The 19,480-nt window shown below is 59.0% G+C and carries 16 protein-coding genes; 12 read left to right on the top strand and 4 right to left on the bottom strand.

What is annotated here, in order from left to right; genetic code table 11:
- Positions 1–116: 116 nt before the first annotated feature.
- Together B3I26_RS28005 and B3I26_RS28000 are read right to left on the bottom strand one after the other, a co-directional pair.
- A complete protein-coding gene (locus B3I26_RS28005) occupies positions 117–1,610 on the bottom strand; it encodes a CoA-acylating methylmalonate-semialdehyde dehydrogenase (RefSeq protein ID WP_296262663.1) in 1,494 nt (497 codons plus the stop codon).
- 66 nt (positions 1,611–1,676) lie between these two features.
- A complete protein-coding gene (locus B3I26_RS28000) occupies positions 1,677–3,023 on the bottom strand; it encodes an aspartate aminotransferase family protein (protein WP_296262662.1) in 1,347 nt (448 codons plus the stop codon).
- Positions 3,024–3,167: 144 nt separating this feature from the next.
- On the opposite strand from B3I26_RS28000, the gene B3I26_RS27995 reads away from it, so the two are divergent.
- From B3I26_RS27995 to B3I26_RS27955, 9 genes are all read left to right on the top strand, one after another.
- Complete coding sequence (locus B3I26_RS27995; RefSeq protein WP_296262661.1) at positions 3,168–4,088, top strand: LysR family transcriptional regulator; 921 nt, start codon at positions 3,168–3,170, stop codon at positions 4,086–4,088.
- Positions 4,089–4,377: 289 nt separating this feature from the next.
- Positions 4,378–5,763, top strand: coding sequence for a uracil-xanthine permease family protein (locus tag B3I26_RS27990; protein ID WP_296262660.1), 1,386 nt, complete (start codon positions 4,378–4,380; stop codon positions 5,761–5,763).
- Between the two features lie 84 nt (positions 5,764–5,847).
- The gene (locus B3I26_RS27985; RefSeq protein ID WP_296262666.1) at positions 5,848–6,525 is read left to right on the top strand and encodes a TetR/AcrR family transcriptional regulator; all 678 of its coding nucleotides are present in this window, start codon (positions 5,848–5,850) and stop codon (positions 6,523–6,525) included.
- A gap of 18 nt (positions 6,526–6,543) precedes the next feature.
- The gene (locus B3I26_RS27980; protein WP_296262659.1) at positions 6,544–7,137 is read left to right on the top strand and encodes an IMPACT family protein; all 594 of its coding nucleotides are present in this window, start codon (positions 6,544–6,546) and stop codon (positions 7,135–7,137) included.
- A gap of 592 nt (positions 7,138–7,729) precedes the next feature.
- Complete coding sequence (locus B3I26_RS27975; protein ID WP_296262658.1) at positions 7,730–9,289, top strand: ABC transporter ATP-binding protein; 1,560 nt, start codon at positions 7,730–7,732, stop codon at positions 9,287–9,289.
- 36 nt (positions 9,290–9,325) lie between these two features.
- On the top strand, positions 9,326–10,426 hold the full coding sequence (locus B3I26_RS27970; protein WP_296262657.1) for an ABC transporter permease: 1,101 nt from the start codon (positions 9,326–9,328) through the stop codon (positions 10,424–10,426).
- Positions 10,426–11,352 carry an ABC transporter permease gene (locus B3I26_RS27965; RefSeq protein WP_296262656.1) on the top strand — a complete coding sequence of 309 codons (927 nt, stop codon included), beginning with the start codon at positions 10,426–10,428 and terminating at the stop codon, positions 11,350–11,352. The genes B3I26_RS27970 and B3I26_RS27965 overlap by 1 nt, the downstream gene beginning before the upstream one ends.
- Before the next feature lie 104 nt (positions 11,353–11,456).
- On the top strand, positions 11,457–12,143 hold the full coding sequence (locus tag B3I26_RS27960) for an SDR family oxidoreductase (protein WP_296262655.1): 687 nt from the start codon (positions 11,457–11,459) through the stop codon (positions 12,141–12,143).
- Between the two features lie 276 nt (positions 12,144–12,419).
- Entirely contained in the window at positions 12,420–13,775 is a 1,356-nt protein-coding gene (locus tag B3I26_RS27955; RefSeq protein ID WP_296262654.1) for an 8-oxoguanine deaminase, read from the top strand.
- A gap of 100 nt (positions 13,776–13,875) precedes the next feature.
- On the opposite strand, the gene B3I26_RS27950 is transcribed toward B3I26_RS27955, so the two are convergent.
- On the bottom strand, positions 13,876–14,967 hold the full coding sequence (locus tag B3I26_RS27950; protein WP_296262653.1) for a calcium:proton antiporter: 1,092 nt from the start codon (positions 14,965–14,967) through the stop codon (positions 13,876–13,878).
- 350 nt (positions 14,968–15,317) lie between these two features.
- Here B3I26_RS27950 and B3I26_RS27945 point away from each other — a divergent pair, with 350 nt between their 5' ends.
- The 3 genes from B3I26_RS27945 (at position 15,318) to B3I26_RS27935 (ending at position 18,530) form a co-directional block, all read left to right on the top strand.
- Positions 15,318–16,415: a BMP family ABC transporter substrate-binding protein gene (locus B3I26_RS27945; RefSeq protein ID WP_296262652.1), complete on the top strand. Its 1,098-nt coding sequence runs from the start codon at positions 15,318–15,320 to the stop codon at positions 16,413–16,415.
- A gap of 113 nt (positions 16,416–16,528) precedes the next feature.
- Positions 16,529–17,497, top strand: a complete 969-nt coding sequence (locus tag B3I26_RS27940; protein ID WP_296262651.1) for a 2-oxoglutarate and iron-dependent oxygenase domain-containing protein — start codon at positions 16,529–16,531, stop codon at positions 17,495–17,497.
- 79 nt (positions 17,498–17,576) lie between these two features.
- Positions 17,577–18,530, top strand: coding sequence for an adenosine deaminase (locus tag B3I26_RS27935; RefSeq protein ID WP_296262650.1), 954 nt, complete (start codon positions 17,577–17,579; stop codon positions 18,528–18,530).
- A 162-nt stretch (positions 18,531–18,692) separates the two neighbouring features.
- Here B3I26_RS27935 and B3I26_RS27930 read toward each other — a convergent pair whose 3' ends face one another.
- Entirely contained in the window at positions 18,693–19,385 is a 693-nt protein-coding gene (locus B3I26_RS27930; RefSeq protein ID WP_296262649.1) for an ArsR/SmtB family transcription factor, read from the bottom strand.
- Between the last annotated feature and the right edge of the window lie 95 nt (positions 19,386–19,480).

Below are 19,480 nucleotides of genomic sequence, written 5' to 3'. Positions count from 1 at the left end.
CATCCAGAGGGGCGTCAACACTTAATTTCAAAAAGCTGAAAGTTTTTAGCGTAGAGCCGCAAGAGGTGGTTGCCCTGCCCGCCTGCGGCTTAAGACTCAAGTCTTGCGCCTACTTCTCAGAGGCTCGGAAACGCGAATTGCGACGCTTCATGACTTGCGCGCTGCGGCCAACGCTGGGTAATTGCTTTACGACGAGTATAGAAGCGCACGCCGTCAGGGCCGTAGGCATGCAGGTCGCCGAACAAAGAACGCTTCCAGCCGCCAAAGCTGTGGTAGGCAACCGGTACCGGCAATGGCACGTTTACGCCTACCATGCCAACTTCGATCTCGTCGCAGAATAAGCGTGCAGCTTCGCCGTCACGGGTAAAGATGCAGGTGCCGTTGCCATACTCGTGATCATTGATCAGTTGCATGGCCTGCTCAAGACTGTTTACACGAACGATGCACAATACCGGGCCGAAGATTTCTTCTTTATAGATGCGCATTTGGGCGGTGACTTGATCGAACAGGCAGCCGCCCAAAAAGAAGCCGTCTTCATGCCCGGATACGGTAAGGCCACGGCCGTCGACCACCAGCCTGGCACCCGCAGCAATACCATCTTCTATATAGCCACTGACCTTGTCGCGATGCTGACCGGTCACCAACGGCCCCATGTCCAGACCGCAAGTCGTCCCTGCACCAATCTTCAATGCTTTGATCTGCGGAACCAGTTTGGTAATAAGGGTGTCGGCAATCTGATCGCCCACGCACACTGCAACCGAGATCGCCATGCAACGCTCGCCGCACGAGCCGTAGGCAGCGCCCATCAGTGCACTCACCGCATTGTCCAGATCCGCATCCGGCATCAGCACGGCGTGGTTCTTAGCGCCCCCCAGCGCCTGAACGCGCTTGCCGCGAGCGGTAGCCTCCTTATAGATGTACTCAGCAATCGGCGTTGACCCGACAAAGCTCAACGCTTTCACTTCAGGCGCATCTATCAGCGCATCGACCGCCGCCTTGTCGCCGTGTACCACGTTAAGCACGCCCTTAGGCAGGCCGGCCTCGTGCAGCAGCTGTGCGATCAACAGGGTCGAACTCGGGTCGCGCTCCGAAGGCTTGAGGATAAAGCAGTTACCGCAAGCGATCGCCAGGGGATACATCCACAGTGGCACCATCGCGGGAAAGTTGAACGGGGTAATGCCTGCGACCACGCCCAGCGGTTGGAAGTCGGACCACGCGTCGATGTTCGGACCGACATTGCGGCTGTACTCGCCCTTGAGGATCTCCGGCGCGGCGCTGGCGTATTCGACATTCTCTATACCCCGCTTCAGCTCACCGGCGGCATCTTCCAGGGTCTTGCCGTGTTCTTCACTGATCAGCTGGGCGATGCGCGCCTCATTTTGCTCAAGCAGTTGCTTGAAACGGAACATCACTTGCGCGCGCTTGGCAGGTGGCGTATTGCGCCAGGCCGGAAACGCTGCTTTGGCTGAATCGATCGCCTGCTGTACGGTTTCGCGGCTGGCCAAGGGGACCTTGTGAATGGCCTGACCGGTGGACGGGTTAAACACGTCGGCCGTACGGCCGCTGTCGCTGACCAGTTCTCCATGGATCAGGTGTTGAATGTTGCTCATGCGTTACTCCGAAAAAAGAGTGCTTGCAGGCGCATCCGCGCGCGCCTGTAGATTAAGAAGAGGGGATCAGTCGATCTGATTGAGCGCTTCGCCCACGGCATCGAACATGCGATCAAGATCCTCTGGCTTGCTGTTGAACGTTGGCCCGAACTGCAGGGTGTCGCCGCCAAAGCGAACGTAGAAGCCAGCCTTCCACAGCTTCATCGCCGCTTCGAACGGACGAACGATTGCATCGCCGTCACGGGCAGCGATTTGAATAGCGCCTGCCAGCCCGTAGTTACGGATGTCGATGACGTTCTTGCTGCCCTTGAGACCGTGGAGCGAGTTTTCGAAATGCGGCGCGGTTTGCGCAACTTGCTGAACCAGGTTCTCGCGCTTGAGGATATCCAGCGCCGCCAAACCCGCGGCGCAGGCAACTGGGTGTGCCGAATAGGTGTAGCCGTGGGGAAATTCCACCGCATACTCAGGCGTCGGCTGATTCATGAAGGTCTGGTAAATCTCGCTGCTGGCAATCACCGCGCCCATCGGAATCGCGCCATTGGTCACCTGCTTGGCAATGCACATCAGGTCCGGCGTCACGCCAAAGCTGTCGGCGCCGAACATCGAACCGGTGCGACCGAAGCCGGTGATCACCTCATCAAAAATCAGAAGGATATTGTGCTGATCGCAGATTTCGCGAAGACGCTTCAAGTAGCCTTGCGGCGGAACGATCACACCGGCAGAGCCCGCCATTGGCTCGACAATTACCGCCGCGATGTTCGAGGCATCGTGCAACTCGATGAGCTTGAGCATTTCATCGGCCAGCGCGATACCGCCCTGCTCCGGCATGCCACGGGAAAACGCATTGCTGGCGAGCAAGGTGTGGGGCAGATGATCGACATCCATCAACTGGCCGAACATTTTGCGGTTGCCATTCACCCCGCCCAGGCTGGTACCGGCGATATTCACGCCGTGGTATCCCCGCGCACGACCGATCATCTTGGTCTTGGTCGCCTGGCCTTTGAGGCGCCAATAGGCACGCACCATCTTCACTGCGGTATCGGCGCACTCAGACCCGGAGTCGGTGTAGAACACATGGTTCAAGTTGCCCGGTGCCAGGTCGGTGATTTTCTCCGCCAGCTGGAATGACAGCGGATGGCCAAATTGGAATGCAGGCGAGTAGTCCAGAGTGCCCAGCTGTTTGGCGACGGCTTCCTGGATTTCCTTACGGGTATGCCCTGCACCACAAGTCCACAGACCGGAAAGCCCGTCGTAGATTTTGCGGCCTTTATCATCAGTCAGATAACTGCCCTCGGCCGCCACGATCAGTCGCGGATCGCGCTGGAAATTGCGGTTTGCGGTGTAGGGCATCCAGTGCGCGTCAAGCCTGAGCTGGCTGGCCAGGGACATATCGGACGACTCGGGCATATTCATTGAAAATAACCTCACAAGGGCGTGGGTGGCCTGGCTTCATGCGTCGGGGGTCAGGAAGCAGAGCCGTATTGCAGCTACGTTGCCACGGGCATAAAGTCGCTAAAACCCTGCATTTATGATCTTTAGTTGGTGGACTACTAAACAATGAGTACACGCCGTTCTGATCCGCTGGCCCAGGTCAGCGACTTTGATATCCGGCTATTGCGCATCTTCCGAAGTGTAGTCGAATCGGGAGGTTTCTCGGCGGCCGAAAGTGCACTGGGCATCGGCCGCTCTGCCATCAGCCAGCAGATGAGCGATTTGGAGCAACGCTTGGGGTTGCGCCTGTGCCAGCGCGGCCGAGCCGGTTTCTCCCTGACAGAAGAGGGGCGCGAGGTCTATCAGTCATCGCTTCAACTATTGAGTGCCCTGGAAAGTTTTCGCACAGAGGTCAATGGCCTTCACCGACATTTGCGAGGTGAGCTGAATATCGGCCTGACCGACAACCTGGTCACCCTCCCCCACATGCGCATCACTCACGCGCTCTCGCATCTAAAAGAGCGCGGACCCGATGTGCACATCAATATCCGCATGATCGCGCCTAATGAAGTCGAGCAGGGTGTGCTAGATGGCAGCCTGCATGTCGGCGTCGTGCCACAAGCCAATGCCCTGTCGGGCCTTGAGTACCAAGCGCTCTACGGCGAACGCTCGTTGCTGTACTGCGCAGTCGGCCATCCGCTGTTTTATGTGGACGATGCTCAGTTGGGCGACGAACGACTGGCAGATCAGGAGGCGATTGCACCGACCTTCCGCCTGCCTGCAGAAATACAGGCGCATTATCAGGCGCTCAAATGCACGGCCAGTGCGTCGGACCGCGAGGGCATGGCCTTTCTGATCCTCACGGGGCGCTATATAGGCTATCTGCCTGATCACTACGCATCGCTCTGGGTACAACAAGGTCGCCTGCGCGCCTTAAAACCCTACGCACGCTTTTATGACTTGTGTTTGGTCACGGTCACCCGTAAAGGTCGCCGCCCTCATTTGGTGCTGGAAAGTTTCCTGGAGAGCCTGGCCGCCACACGCTGAGGCTTCCGAGTACGATAACGCGAGTGACTAACACGGCTTAGTTAGCTGGGTTAAACAACGTAACCCTATGTTATATATAGACATAAACAAAATTTTCAGAAAAGTATCTGATCAGTTGGACAGGTTTTTGCAATAGCGACTGATGTCGGTGGGATATTTCGGGTCGATGTGCGACCTGGTATCTGTAGCGTCTGAAAACCCTCGTCAACGGCCGACTCTCAAAGAACCAGGGCGTTTCGAAAGTGGACAGGCTCACCAACCTGGTTAAACACAAAACCGAGAATCCAGCATGCAGCCTGAAGCGACAAACACCAACGACCTGATCTATGGACTCAATGACCGGCCCAAACCCGGGCCTGCCATGCTTGCCGCTATCCAGCATGTGCTGGCGGCATTCGTCGGCATCATTACACCGCCGCTGATCATCGGTTCGGCATTGGGACTGGGCGCCTATTTGCCTTACCTCATCAGCATGGCGTTGATGGTTTCAGGTGTAGGGACTTTCATCCAGGCTCGTCGTCCGTTTGGCATCGGCGCGGGAATGATCTGCCTGCAAGGCACCAGCTTCGCGTTCCTCGGTGCGGTGCTTTCTGCCGGTTTTATGGTCAAGCAACGCGGCGGCAGCCCCGAGGACATCATGGCGATGGTGTTCGGCGTGTGTCTTTTCGGCGCCATCGTACAGATCGTTCTCAGCCGTTTCATCGGCCAATTGCGCCGCGTCATCACGCCGCTGGTAACGGGCATCGTCATTACCCTGATCGGCGTTAGCCTGATTAAGGTGGGCGTGACCGATCTGGGTGGCGGCTTCAATGCCCCGGACTTTGGAGACCCGATTAACTTGTTCCTGGGTGCGTTCGTGCTACTGGTGATCATCCTGCTGAACCGCTCGACCACCCCTTGGGTGCGCTTGTCAGCCATCATCGCCGGCCTGGCCGCTGGCAGTATCGCCGCATGGTTCAGCGGTAAGCTCGTTCCTCACGCCGTCAGTGATGTCGCCCTGATCAGCATCCCGGTGCCGTTTCGCTTTGGCTTGCACTTTGACTGGGCTGCTTTCCTACCCGTTGCGCTGATTTATCTGATCAGCAGCATCGAAACCGTCGGTGATCTGACGGCCAACTGCATGCTGTCCCGCGAGCCAATCAAAGGCCCCCAGTACATTGCACGGCTAAAGGGCGGCGTGTTGGGCGACGGCGTAAGCTGCATGATCGCCGCTACATTCAGCGCCTTCCCCAACACCACGTTCGCGCAGAACAACGGCGTGATTCAACTGACGGGCGTGGCCAGCCGGTACGTCGGCCTCTACATCGGAGCAACCCTGTTTTTGCTCGGCCTTTTCCCTGTCATCGGTGCGATTGTTCAACAGATCCCCAAGCCGGTTCTGGGCGGCGCAACCTTGGTCATGTTTGGCAGTGTTGCCGCAGCGGGGGTTCGCATTCTGTCTCAGTCGCCGCTGGACCGTCGCAGCATGTTGATCATCGCGACATCGTTTGGCGTCGGTCTGGGGATCGCTGCGCAACCGGCCCTGTTGCACCAGTTACCACAACTGGTGCAGAACCTGTTCGACTCGGCGATCACCAGCGGTGGCATAACGGCGCTGGTGATGAGCCTGCTGCTGCCCGAAGGCAAGGAGGTCGTTGCTGAAAAAAAGCATGAAAGCCCAGCCATTGAGCATTAAATTGCATTGCCACGGCTTGCCGGATCGTCTCGGGTGCGTTATCTGTTCACCCCGCCGCACCCAATGATCCGTCTGGAACTGCACATGACCCTTGAAGTCCCTGCTCACAGCGTCAGCGCCACCAAACCGGCGAGCCGCATTCGTCAGAAGAACGAAGAAACGATCATGAAAGCTGCCGAGGACGAGTTCGCGCGTCACGGATTCAAAGGCACGAGCATGAACACCATCGCGCAAAATGCCGGTCTGCCCAAAGCCAATCTGCACTACTACTTCACCAATAAGTTGGGCCTGTACATCGCGGTGTTGAGCAACATCATCGAGCTGTGGGACAGCACCTTTAACAATCTCAAAGTCGAGGACGACCCAGCCCAGGCGCTGACCCACTATATCCGCGCCAAGATGGAGTTCTCCCGACGTCAGCCGCAAGCGTCGCGCATCTTCGCCATGGAAATCATCAGCGGCGGCGAATGCCTGAATGAATATTTCAGCCAGGATTACCGAGCATGGTTTCAGGGGCGTGCCTCGGTGTTTCAGGCCTGGATCGACGCGGGCAAGATGGACCCGGTCGACCCGGTGCACCTAATCTTCCTTCTGTGGGGCAGCACTCAGCATTACGCCGATTTCGCCACGCAAATATGTCAGGTCACCGGGCGTACGCGGCTGACCAAGCAGGATATGGAGCAAGCAGGCGATAATCTGATCCGTATCATTCTCAAGGGTTGCGGGCTGCAGGCTGCGATCCGAACGCAAGACCAATCCTGATAGTCAGCTGGAATCTTCATGCCATCTACCCTCGTCGGTCCTTGTGAGTTTCGTGAAGAAATTCGCAAGAGCCGCTTCATCACCCTGGCCACCCCGATCAACAGCCCCGCCGACGCCCAAGCCTTCATCGAACACAACAGCGATCTCAACGCCACGCACAACTGCTGGGCCTGGAAGTTGGGCGCGCAGTACCGCAGCACTGACGACGGCGAGCCAGGGGGCACGGCAGGTCGGCCGATTCTCGCAGCCATTGAGGCGCAAGACTTCGATCAGGTCGTGGTATTAGTGATTCGCTGGTACGGCGGCATTCAGCTGGGCACCGGAGGGCTGGCCAGAGCATACGGCGGCGGGGCAAATAAGTGCCTGCAACAGGCTGAACGCTTGCCGCTGATCAACCGCGTCGCGTTCAGTTTCGATTGCAACTTCAGCGAGCTGGCATTGGTGAAACTGCGCCTGGCCGAATTGAACGGCCTGGTGCAGAACGAGACCTTTACTGCGGCCGGCGTGGAGCTGTTGATCGCTCTGGGACCGGAACAGGTCGAACGCTATCAGCGTCAGCTCTCCGACATTAGCCGCGGACGCATCATGCTGCACCTGCAGCAAGACTCCTGACTAACTTCCGGTCAGGTCTGCTGGCACAAGTTGCCCACACCTACTGTGCACCTGCTTGTGGACAAGCTGAGCACATCCGTACACAGGCCGCGGAATACCTGGGCTTGAGAGTGGTGATCGTTTTTTGATCAATTGGTTTTATCCACTGCAGAAACCTTCTGGAAAACAGACAGTTAACTGCAGTTATTGCGAATTGTTCCTAATCTGCGCTTGTTTATATCGCCTAAACGCGTTTGCACACCGCAGCTGTGGAACAACCTGTGGATAACACGTGCAAGGTTGCCCACGACTCTGAAGCAAGCTCGCCTGTCGACATGTGGTTAATTTTTAGCCAACGCACGTGAACCAATTTGTAACGCGCAACAAATGCAGCGCCCTGATGCGGTGCCACCTGGTATGGCGTTGCCCTTATCGATCTTCATCGTGGCAGCACGACCATCTGCCAACGCCAACGATTCCAATGACGCAAGCACTGGCAAGCCTTTGCCGGTACAGGATTCTGCACTATCCGATCGCACACGCGACGAAAACCTGACCAGCTGGCCAAGAAATTGCTACATCCAAGGGCGATCCCACTCTCACTGAGCCTCTCATGCCCCAGCCAACGAATCAGGCGCGTCTGCAACTGCGCCAAATCACCAAGCGATACCCGGGATGTCTCGCCAATGACGCCATCGACCTGAGCATCGCGCCGGGCGAAATCCACGCGCTACTCGGCGAGAACGGCGCAGGCAAGAGCACGCTGATGAAGATCATCTATGGCGTGGTGCAACCCGATGCGGGCCAGCTTGTCTGGCAAGGCAAGACGCTGGCCATGCGCAACCCGGCTCAGGCCCGGGAACTGGGCATTGGCATGGTGTTCCAGCACTTTTCGCTGTTCGAAACCCTGACCGTTGCGCAAAACATTGCCTTGGCCATGGGCGCGGCTGCCGGTACGCCGAAACAACTGGAACCGAAGATCCGCCACGTCTCGCAGCGCTATGGCATGGCGCTCGAACCCCAGCGACTGGTGCACAGCCTGTCCATCGGTGAGCGACAGAAGGTTGAGATCATTCGCTGCCTGATGCAGGACATCCGCCTGTTGATTCTCGATGAACCCACTTCGGTGCTGACGCCATTGGAGGCCGAGGATCTGTTCGTCACCCTGCGTAGGCTGGCCCATGAAGGCTGCAGCATTCTGTTCATCAGCCACAAGCTGGGTGAGGTGCGCGCGCTTTGTCACAGCGCCACCGTCCTTCGCGGCGGTAAGGTTTCAGGGCATTGCGTGCCAGCCGAATGCAGCGATCTGCAACTGGCGCAGCTGATGGTGGGCGATGCCGAGGGGCTGGTCGCGCATTACCCGAAGGCGTGCGGCAGCTCGCCATTTCTACAGGTGGACAAACTCTCGTGGCATAACCCAGACCCCTTCGGCTGCTCGCTGAGCGAAGTCGAGCTAGAGGTACGCAGCGGCGAGATCGTCGGCATCGCCGGAGTCGCGGGCAATGGCCAGGACGAATTGCTGGCCCTGCTCAGTGGCGAGCACACCCTGAGCCGACTCGACGCCCGGCGTGTTCGCTTAGCCGGGAAGCCCATCGCCCACCTGCGACCGGACGCAAGACGCAGACAAGGCCTGGCCGTTGTTCCGGCGGAGCGCCTCGGTCATGGCGCAGTGCCTGACATGAGCCTGGCGGACAACGCACTACTCACAGCGTTTCAGCAAGGGCTTGTGAGCAAAGGGCTGATCCAACGCAGCAAGGTCAAGGTGCTGGCTGAAACCATCATTCAGCGTTTCGCCGTAAAGACGCCCAATGCGCAAACCGCTGCCCGCAACCTGTCAGGCGGTAACCTGCAGAAATTCATCCTCGGTCGCGAAATCCTGCAAAACCCGAAACTGCTGGTCGCCGCTCATCCGACCTGGGGTGTGGATGTCGGCGCTGCTGCTGCTATTCATCGTGCATTGATCGCCCTGCGCGACGCGGGCGCGGCCATTCTGGTGATTTCCGAAGACCTCGACGAGCTGTTCCAGATCAGCGATCGGATGGCGGCCTTGTCAGGTGGTCGCTTGTCAGGATTGGCGCCAACCGCGCAGATCAGTCAGGTGCAGGTCGGCGGCTGGATGGCCGGTCAATTTGATGCCGCAGCCTCTCGAGCTGACGCGACCACGCAGGTCTGACGACCGGATTCAACGACTTATTTAACGGAGATGGCGATGTTGCTCTCACTGGAACCGCGCGGGCAACAGTCACGCGCGATGTTGTGGTTTTCCCCGCTGCTCGCAGCCCTCCTGACCCTGGTGTCGGGCTCGCTGCTCTTTATGGCATTGGGGCTCGATCCGCTGTTAACCCTGCACACGCTGCTGGTCGTGCCGGTCAGCGATCTGTATGGCGTGTCCGAGTTGATGATCAAGGCGCTGCCGATTCTGCTATGCGCGCTGGGCCTTGCCGTGGCCTATCAGGCGCGGATCTGGAACATCGGCGCCGAAGGTCAACTGTTGATCGGCGCGCTGGCCGGCAGTGCGGTTGCGGTCAATGTGATCGATGTCGACAGTCGCTGGGTGCTGGTGCTGATTCTGTTCGCAGGCACAACGGCCGGGGCCGCGTGGGCAGGGCTGACTGCCTGGCTGCGCACCCATTTCAATGCCAACGAAATCCTTACCAGCATCATGCTCAACTACATCGCCCTCAACTTGCTGCTGTATTTCGTACACGGTCCGCTGAAAGACCCTGCAGGCATGAATTTCCCTGAGTCCGCCATGTTCGGCGACGCCAGTCGACTGCCGCTGTTGAGCGAAGACGTCCGCGTGCATGCCGGGGTGTATTTTGCGCTGCTGGCGCTCGTGGCGGTGTGGGTTTTGCTGCAACGCAGCTTCGTCGGCTTTCAGATCAAGGTTCTTGGGCTGGACAAACGTGCAGCCGGATTCGTCGGCTTTCGTGAGAAAGGTCTGATTTGGCTGGCACTGTTGATCAGTGGCGGGCTGGCCGGGCTGGCGGGCGTCTGTGAAGTAACGGGGCCGCTCGGCCAGCTGGTACCGCAGGTCTCACCCGGCTACGGCTACGCGGCAATTACTGTGGCCTTCCTGGGGCGGCTGAATCCCTTGGGCATTCTGTTCGCCAGCCTGCTCATGGCGCTGCTGTACCTAGGGGGCGAAAGCGCGCAGATGACACTCAATTTGCCTCAAGCGATTACGCAGTTGTTTCAGGGAATGATGCTGTTCTTCCTGCTGGCCTGCGATGTGCTGATTCTTTACCGCCCACGCCTCAAATGGCGCTGGGGCCGCCGCCAGATGGCCACCGTGCCGGGAGCCGTGTGATGGATATTGATCTGTTGAGTAACATTCTGTTCGCCACCGTGCGTTGCGGAACTCCATTGCTGCTGGTGGCGCTGGGCGAATTGGTCTGCGAGAAGAGTGGCGTCCTGAATCTGGGGCAGGAAGGCATGATGCTGTTTGGTGCGGTGATCGGTTTCATCGTCGCGTTGAGCACCGGCAGTCTATGGCTGGGCGTATTGCTGGCGATTCTTGCAGGCATGCTGCTGTCATCGCTGTTCGCCCTGGTGGCACTGCTGTTCAACGCCAACCAGGTGGCTACCGGGCTGGCGCTGACGATTTTCGGCGTCGGCTTGTCGAGCTTCATCGGTGCCGCATGGGTAGGCAAGCCATTGACCGGCTTCGAGCCAATCGTGATCCCGTGGCTGAGCGACGTTCCACTGATTGGACGAATGCTCTTCGCACAAGATGTCCTGGTGTATCTGTCATTCGCCCTATTCGCCGCGGTGGCCTGGACGCTGCAGAAAAGTCGTGTGGGACTGGTCATACAGGCGGTCGGAGAAAACCCAAACGCTGCAAGTGCGATGGGGCTGCCGGTACTGTGGGTACGCACGCTGTCGGTGCTGTTCGGTGGAGCGATGGCCGGGCTTGCCGGCGCTTATCTGTCGCTGGCCTACACACCGATGTGGGCAGAAAACATGAGCGCAGGCAGGGGATGGATCGCTTTGGCACTGGTCGTTTTCGCCAGTTGGCGGGTAGGGCGATTGCTGCTGGGCGCCTATCTTTTCGGTTTCGCCAGCATCCTGTATCTGGTTGCCCAAGGTGTCGGGCTGGCCATTCCTTCGAATCTACTGGCAATGCTGCCGTACGTCGCGACGATCGTGGTGCTGGTGTTACTGTCGCGCAACGCAGTGCGCACTCGACTGTATGCACCGGTGTCCCTCGGGCAACCCCGGCAGTCGGGGCACTGAGCATTGGCAGGACTGACCGTTGCGCCGGAAAAACAAATTCCTGAAGCCGACTGCGGTCAACCCTGCTAACGCTGCTTCGTTTCGATCTGCTAGGAGTGACATTCATGCCTGCCAACAAAACCGCGCTGATCATCGGCGCCTCCCGCGGCCTGGGTCTGGGGCTGGTACAACGCCTAACCGAACTGGGATGGGACGTTACCGCCACCGTCCGCGATGCACACAAGGCCGATGACTTGAAAGCCGTCCCCGGCGTGCACATTCAAACGTTGGACCTGGACGAGCAATCGTCCCTTGAAGTCCTCGCGCTCAACCTTAGGGATCAGGTCTATGACCTTTTATTCGTCAACGCCGGGATCATGGGCCCCCTGCACGACAACCCAACTGACGCTACGGCTGGCGAACTGGGCCAGCTGTTTTTGACCAATGCTGTCGCCCCCATCCGCTTGGCCAAACGTTTTGTCGGGCAGATCCGCCCCGGCACCGGCGTCATCGCGTTCATGAGCTCGGTGCTCGGCAGTGTCACGATGCCCGACGCTCCGGAAATGGCCCTCTATAAGGCCAGCAAGGCGGCCCTTAATTCGATGACCAACACTTTCGTCAGCCAGTTGGGCGACAACAAACCGACCGTGCTGTCCATGCACCCGGGCTGGGTTCGCACCGCCATGGGCGGCGACGGCGCCGACATAGACGTCCAAACCAGCGTGCGCGGCATCGTCGAACAACTTGAACGCTTTGCCGGAGAAGGTGGACATCATTTCGTCAACTACAAGGGTGAGACGATTCCCTGGTGATACTTCGCCGTTCGTATCAGCGGTGATGCACAAAACTGATAGCTGGCGCGCACATTTGCAGCAGCAACTTGCCGACGGTGGTTATTCCACACCGCTTACCGACGACGAAGCGTGCTGCTGCAGCGCCCGACCGATGCCCTTGCATCGGCTTTCAACAGCACCCTAAACTCCCCACCCTCGCCTCGCGACATGTGTTCAAGGTCGCGGCGACCCTGGATCAGCAGACAGGGCAAAACTGAGCTGGCTACCTGAACCCACTTTCAGAGGAGCCGGCCAATGCCTGCGATCCGTATCTGGTTGAAAAATCCCCTTGCTGTGTTCACTGCCAACGATCTCGATGCCCGAGGCGGGCTGGTGGTCGAGAACGGCGTAATCGTTGAACTGCTCGCCACAGGCCAGTCGCCCGAGAAGCCCTGCAATCAGGTCTTCGATGCGCGCGAGCATGTGCTGCTGCCAGGCCTGATCAACACCCATCACCACTTCTATCAAACCCTGACCCGTGCCTGGGCACCGGTGGTGAACCAGCCGCTGTTCCCGTGGCTGAAGACGCTATATCCGGTGTGGGCGCGCCTGACACCGGCCAAACTGGCACTGGCAAGCAAGGTCGCGTTGACCGAGCTGTTGCTGTCCGGCTGCACCACGGCGGCCGACCATCATTATCTGTTCCCGGACGGATTGGAAAATGCCATCGACGTTCAGGTTCAGAGTGTCCGCGAATTGGGCATGCGTGCGATGTTGACGCGCGGTTCGATGAGCCTCGGTGAAGCCGATGGCGGGCTCCCGCCGCAACAGACCGTTCAGCAGGGTCAGGTCATTCTGGAGGACAGCCAGCGTCTGATCGATTGCTATCACGAACGCGATGATGGTGCGCAGATTCAGATTGCACTGGCGCCCTGTTCGCCGTTTTCAGTCACCACCGAGATCATGGCCGAAAGTGCTGCACTGGCAGAAAAACTCGATGTTCGCCTGCATACGCATCTGGCCGAAACCCTCGATGAGGAAGACTTCTGCCTGCAACGATTCGGGCTGCGTACGGTGGATTACCTGGACAGCGTAGGTTGGCTCGGACCGCGTACGTGGCTGGCCCACGGCATCCATTTCAATGCACAGGAAATCGCACGCCTGGGCCAAGCGCGAACAGGTATCTGTCATTGTCCGAGTTCGAACATGCGCCTGGCGTCCGGCATCTGCCCGACGCTGGATCTGACCGCAGCAGGCGCGCCGGTCGGGTTGGGGGTTGACGGTTCGGCTTCCAACGACGGATCGAACATGATTCTGGAGGCCAAACAGGCGCTGTATTTGCAGCGGCTGCGTTATGGCGCCGAGAAGATCACCCCCGATCGGGTCCTGGGTTGGGCGACGCGTGGCTCGGCACAATTGTTGGGCAGAGGCGACATCGGCCAGCTGGCGGTAGGAAAACAGGCGGACCTGGCGCTGTTCAAGCTGGACGAGCTGCGCTTTTCAGGCAGTCATGATCCGCTGTCAGCGCTGCTGTTGTGTGGGGCGGACCGGGCGGATCGCGTAATGATCGGCGGCAAATGGAGGGTGGTGAATGGTCAGGTGGAGGGGCTGGATCTGAAAGGTCTGATTGCTGATCACAGACAGGCGGCGGCGGAGTTGATCAGGGGGTGATGTGAGTCGTCTGTAGCAGTCCGCTTGCCGGCGGTGGCGAGAAAACGGGCCGTCACCGCCGGCAAGCCGGACTGCTACAGGAACATGGACTGCAGTTGCCTCACAACCCCATCAACGACAACATCACGAACGTGGCGAACAGCACGAAGTGGGTCATGCCTTCGATGGCATTGGTCTCGCCGTCGTTGAGGTTGATCGCGCTGACCAGCAGGGTCACGAAGATCATCACCGTTTGTACCGGCGTCATCGCCATCTGGAAGGGCTGGCCGGTGTACAGCGCCATGGCTTCCATCACCGGGACGGTGAGGATCACCGTGGACAGCGATGCGCCCAAAGCGATGTTCACCACCGATTGCATGCGGTTGGCCAGTGCGGCGCGCAACGCCGTGAGGATTTCAGGCGCGGCGGAAATCGCGGCAACCAGAATGGCCGTCATCACAGGGGGAGCGCCACTGCCCTCAAGGCCAAGGTCCACGGTCTTGGACATAACCTCCGCCAGCGCGCCGATGATCACCACGCCGAACACCAGGATGCCGATGGACAGCGGCAGGTTTGCCTCTTTCTCGACGTGCTCAGGCTGAGCCTTGCGCCGCTTCTTGTCGGGGTAGCTGTAGCTGAAAAAGTAGCTGTGCGGGCCCACCTGCATGCGCAGAAACAGCCCATACAGCAACATCATCGCGCCAATGGTGAAGGCCGAATACATCTTCCAGTTCGACTCGGGAATGAACTCGGGCACCACCATCGACACGGCCATGGCGGTCAGGATCATCACGCTGTAGGAACGTGCCGAATCATCGTTGTAGGACTGTTCTCCATGCTTGAGCCCGCCCATCAACGCAGCCAGGCCGAGGATGCCGTTGACATCAAGCATGACCGCCGAATAGATGGTGTCGCGCACCAGCGTGGGCGACGGCTCGTTGCTCATCATGATTGCCAGAATCACGACCTCGACCAATACCGCAGCCAGGGTCAGGATCATGGTGCCGTAGGGGTCGCCGACCTTTTCGGCGAGCAGCTCGGCATGGTGCGCGACACGCATCGACGCACAGACGATAAACACGACCAGGACAATCCCGGCAATCAGCGCGACCATATTGCCGTGACTGAGTAATTGGTGCTCGAACGGATAGGCGAAGCAGGTCGCGATCACCGCCAACAGGAGAAATTTTTCTTGCTTGAGAATCGTGCCCATCGTTGCCTTTTATCCCTGCGACGGATGCCGCACGCCCATGAAGTGAGAACTGCTTAAGGCGTTGAGAGTGCTGGTTGTAAATAAAGGTTTCAACACAAGTGCAATCAGACCCGTCACCGAAGCTTGCGCTGGCACATCGTGCTACTGCCCGCGTCCCGGTTTTGCACCGGTTGGCAGCGTAGTCAACCGGCAGCGCACCGTGTACGAACATCTCTGCGGACAGCTGTATCCGGTGCAGCACAACAAACCCGTGCAATGCGGAGACCTGTCTTATTGGTCAGTTTTTTGCATTGAGTCGAACGCCCCGCCCAGACGGCCTGGCCCATAAGACCCACAGGAGCTCGACCTGCATGCTTTCCACTCTTCACTCCCATCGTCCGCTGAAAAAACTGCTGTGCGTCATGGCCGCTGTCGTTGGCCTGAGTTCAAGCCTGATGGCCGTTGCGGCTGATCCGTTGAAAGTCGGCTTTGTTTACATCGGCCCGATTGGCGACCACGGATGGACCTATCAGCATGAGCAGGGCCGTCAAGCCATGGCCAAGGCATTGGGCGATAAAGTAACCACCGGTTTTGTCGAAAACGTTCCGGAAGGCGCGGATGCCGAGCGGGTGATCCGCAACATGGCCAAGGGCGGCTACGACCTGGTGTTCACCACCTCGTTCGGCTATATGAACCCGACACTTAAAGTCGCCAAGCAATTTCCCAAGGTAACCTTCGAACACGCGACGGGCTACAAGCAGGACAAGAACATGGGCACTTACCTGGCTCGCACCTATGAAGGCCGTTACGTCGGCGGCTTCCTTGCGGCGAAGATGACCAAAACCAAAAAGATCGGTTATGTCGCCTCGTTTCCGATTCCGGAAGTGCTGCGCGACATTAATGCCATCCAGCTGGCCCTGAACAAATACAACCCCGGCACCGAGATCAAGGTGGTGTGGGTCAACTCCTGGTTCGACCCGGGCAAGGAAGCGGACGCCGCCAACGCCCTGATCGATCAGGGCGTCGATGTGATCTTCCAGCACACCGACAGCCCCGCGCCGATCCAGGCGGCTGAGCGACGCGGCGTTTACGCAGTCGGGTACGCCTCGGACATGGCGCATTTCGGCCCTAAAGCCGTACTGACATCCATCGTCAACAATTGGGGCCCGCATTACATCCAGGCGACGCAGGCAGTCATCGATGGCACCTGGAAATCACAGGACTACTGGGGCGGCCTGAAGGAAGGCACCGTGGAGTTACCGATCAGCGATCTGGTGCCGGCGGATGTGAAGGGTGAGGCACAGCAGATCATCTCAGACATCGAAAGCGGCGCGTTTCACCCGTTTACCGGACCGATCAAGGACCAGGCGGGTACGGTGAAAATCCCCGCGGGCAGCGTGGCAAGCAACGCGGAACTGGCCTCGATGAACTATTACGTTGAAGGCGTGAAGGCAGATTTGCCGAAATAAAACGCTCACAACGGTTGTTCCTGCAGCCCGGCTTGCCGGCGGTGGTGGTTGTAATGACACTGCTACAGCAAGTCGGGGGCGCTGCAGGACGATTCATCTGGTCCGGAGCTCGCATGAACCCGCTTCCCGTCATCGACATTTCCCCACTGTATGGCAACGACGATCAGGCCTGGCACGAAGTTGCCCGGCAGATCGACGGGGCGTGCCGTGAGTGGGAATTTTTCTACATCAAGGGCCATCCGATCACCGCCGCGCGCATCGACCAGGTGATTGCCGCGGCGCAGCGATTCTTCGCCCAGCCTTTGACCGACAAGCTGAAGATCGACATCATCCAAGGCCGGCATCACCGCGGCTATGGCGCCATCGCCACCGAGCAGCTTGACCCTGATCTGCCAAGCGATCTGAAAGAAACCTTCGACATGGGTTTGCACCTGCCAGCCGATCACCCGGATGTCATGGCGGGTAAACCGCTGCGCGGCCCTAATCGCCATCCTGATTTGCCGGGTTGGCAGCGTCTGATGGAGCAGCATTATCTGGACATGCAGGACCTGGCCTCGACGTTGCTGCGCGCCATGACCCCGGCGCTGGGCATCGAGCGGGACTTCTTCGATCAACGCTTCAAACAGCCGGTGAGCGTGCTGCGAATGATTCACTACCCGCCGCGCCACACTGCCACCAGCGCGCAACAGCAAGGTGCGGGTGCGCACACCGATTATGGCTGCGTCACCCTGCTCTATCAGGATGTCGCTGGTGGGCTTCAAGTGCGCGATGTGCGTGGCCACTGGGCCGATGCGCCGCCCATTACGGGTACGTTCGTGGTCAATCTGGGCGACATGATGGCGCGCTGGAGCAACGACCGATATGTGTCGACGCTGCACCGGGTTATCAGCCCGCTGGGCGTGGACCGGTATTCGATGCCGTTCTTCGCCGAGCCGCATCCGGACACGCAAGTCCAATGCCTGCCCGGCTGCACCGACGCCGAGCATCCACCGCGGTATCCGCCAACCACTTGCGCTGAGTTTCTGCTGTCGCGTTTTGCCGATACCTACGCCTATCGAAGAGACCACCAAACCGAGGTCTGAACCTTTCGGTCAGGTTTTTAACCCGCCTGCGCCCATGACTGTAGAATGCCCGCCATTGCACCTGATGAGAAAAAAGCACATGTACAACTGGTTGAACGACCTGCCCAAGGCCGAACTGCACCTGCATCTGGAGGGCTCGCTGGAGCCTGAGCTTCTGTTCGCGCTGGCCGAACGCAACAAGATCGCCCTGCCCTGGAACGACGTCGAAACCCTGCGCAAGGCTTACGCCTTCAACAATCTGCAGGAATTTCTCGACCTTTATTACCAGGGCGCGGACGTGCTGCGTACCGAGCAGGACTTCTACGACCTGACCTGGGCCTACTTGCAACGCTGCAAGGCGCAGAATGTCATCCACACCGAGCCGTTCTTCGACCCGCAAACCCACACCGATCGCGGCGTCCCGTTCGAAGTGGTGCTCAATGGCATTTCCAAAGCCTTGAAAGACGGCAAGGAACAACTCGGAATCGGCAGCGGCCTGATCCTCAGCTTCCTGCGTCACCTGAGCGAAGAAGAAGCGCAAAAAACGTTGGACATGGCCCTGCCGTACCGCGACACCTTCGTTGCCGTGGGCCTGGACAGTTCAGAAATGGGTCACCCGCCGAGCAAGTTCAAGCGCGTTTTCGATCGCGCCCGCAACGAAGGCTTCCTGACCGTGGCCCACGCAGGTGAAGAAGGTCCGCCCGAATACATCTGGGAAGCATTGGATCTGTTGAAGATTCAGCGCATCGACCACGGTGTGCGTGCCATCGAAGACGAGCGACTGATGCAGCGCATCATCGACGAGCAGATCCCGTTGACCGTTTGCCCACTGTCCAATACCAAGCTCTGCGTGTTCGATCATATGGGCCAGCACAACATCCTGGACATGCTCGAGCGCGGGGTGAAGGTCACCGTGAACTCCGACGACCCGGCGTATTTCGGCGGCTATGTCACCGAGAACTTCTTCGCGCTGCACGAGCACCTGGGCATGACTCAGGATCAAGCCAAGCGTCTGGCCCAGAACAGCCTGGATGCGCGGCTGGTGAAACCTTAATCCGTATTGTCTGGGCGAAGACCGCAGCAGTACGATTTGTCGGCGGTATTGTTCTCAAGGACGCTACCGCCGCACAGCGTGGTGCTGGATTAATGTGTCACCCGACACGACGTGCCCTGACGACCCCATTCATATTTTTTCGAACAGGCTCGTTTCGGGCGATCACGCCGCCGAAGCGATCTTGTTGATCTCCCGTTGCCCGTTGGACGACACCTGCAAGGTGGTGGCCTCTTCTGTGGCGCGCAGCCATCCCAGTTGCATGAACAATTGCAACAGCCCTGCCCCCAATGCTCCGCCCAGATGCGGGTTGATGTCACTGCAGTTGACACAGGCGCAGACCGTTTCACGCTGCCTGTGGGCAAGCGCCGGGACGAAAATACCCCGCTCGGCGAATCGAGAGATACCGACGCTGGTGACCTCCAGGCGCTGATCGCACTGCTCGATCCAGCCGGCGTCCAGCATCCGCAGGTAGAGTTCGGTGCCCAACTCGCCCCCCAGATGATCAGAACAGACACTCGCACGACGTAACGGTAAAGGCGGCAGCGGCTGCGCGACGCTGCGACTGACCACCTCCGCACTGATCATCGAGGCGCTGGCCAGCGCCTGCACGGCTGTGCCGACCTCCGGTGCCGCCAGTCTGAAAAATCGCTTTTTGCCGCGTGTCTCCACCCTGAGCAACCCGCCGGAAGCCAGCCGCGCCAGATGCGACCCGGCCGAAGATGTGGACAACCCGACCAGCAAAGCCAGTTCATCCGCCGCCCGAGAGGCGCCATCCATCAGTGCCCACATCATCGCGCAGCGTTTAGGATCCGCCAGCAGTGCGGCAATCTGACTGATGCAAGGTGCGTGTTCCATGTATTCACTCCCTGTTGAAACATTCGTCTAACGATGAGCGGGTCGCCACATACGGTATGCACCCACATTGTTGCCAAGCACCAATGAGGGCTTTG

The organism is Pseudomonas sp. UBA5706, from assembly GCF_002419965.1.
GTDB lineage: Bacteria > Pseudomonadota > Gammaproteobacteria > Pseudomonadales > Pseudomonadaceae > Aquipseudomonas.
Note: the sequence above shows the minus strand (reverse complement) of the source record. Positions and strands in the feature narration are given on the sequence as shown.

Coding starts and splice junctions, on each gene's coding strand:
- B3I26_RS27940 (WP_296262651.1), top strand. CDS start 16,529: ATGAACCCGCTTCCCGTCATCGACATTTCCCCACTGTATGGCAACGAC.
- B3I26_RS27970 (WP_296262657.1), top strand. CDS start 9,326: ATGTTGCTCTCACTGGAACCGCGCGGGCAACAGTCACGCGCGATGTTG.
- B3I26_RS27930 (WP_296262649.1), bottom strand. CDS start 19,385: ATGGAACACGCACCTTGCATCAGTCAGATTGCCGCACTGCTGGCGGAT.
- B3I26_RS27960 (WP_296262655.1), top strand. CDS start 11,457: ATGCCTGCCAACAAAACCGCGCTGATCATCGGCGCCTCCCGCGGCCTG.
- B3I26_RS28005 (WP_296262663.1), bottom strand. CDS start 1,610: ATGAGCAACATTCAACACCTGATCCATGGAGAACTGGTCAGCGACAGC.
- B3I26_RS28000 (WP_296262662.1), bottom strand. CDS start 3,023: ATGAATATGCCCGAGTCGTCCGATATGTCCCTGGCCAGCCAGCTCAGG.
- B3I26_RS27985 (WP_296262666.1), top strand. CDS start 5,848: ATGACCCTTGAAGTCCCTGCTCACAGCGTCAGCGCCACCAAACCGGCG.
- B3I26_RS27990 (WP_296262660.1), top strand. CDS start 4,378: ATGCAGCCTGAAGCGACAAACACCAACGACCTGATCTATGGACTCAAT.
- B3I26_RS27980 (WP_296262659.1), top strand. CDS start 6,544: ATGCCATCTACCCTCGTCGGTCCTTGTGAGTTTCGTGAAGAAATTCGC.
- B3I26_RS27945 (WP_296262652.1), top strand. CDS start 15,318: ATGCTTTCCACTCTTCACTCCCATCGTCCGCTGAAAAAACTGCTGTGC.
- B3I26_RS27955 (WP_296262654.1), top strand. CDS start 12,420: ATGCCTGCGATCCGTATCTGGTTGAAAAATCCCCTTGCTGTGTTCACT.
- B3I26_RS27935 (WP_296262650.1), top strand. CDS start 17,577: ATGTACAACTGGTTGAACGACCTGCCCAAGGCCGAACTGCACCTGCAT.
- B3I26_RS27975 (WP_296262658.1), top strand. CDS start 7,730: ATGCCCCAGCCAACGAATCAGGCGCGTCTGCAACTGCGCCAAATCACC.
- B3I26_RS27995 (WP_296262661.1), top strand. CDS start 3,168: ATGAGTACACGCCGTTCTGATCCGCTGGCCCAGGTCAGCGACTTTGAT.
- B3I26_RS27950 (WP_296262653.1), bottom strand. CDS start 14,967: ATGGGCACGATTCTCAAGCAAGAAAAATTTCTCCTGTTGGCGGTGATC.
- B3I26_RS27965 (WP_296262656.1), top strand. CDS start 10,426: ATGGATATTGATCTGTTGAGTAACATTCTGTTCGCCACCGTGCGTTGC.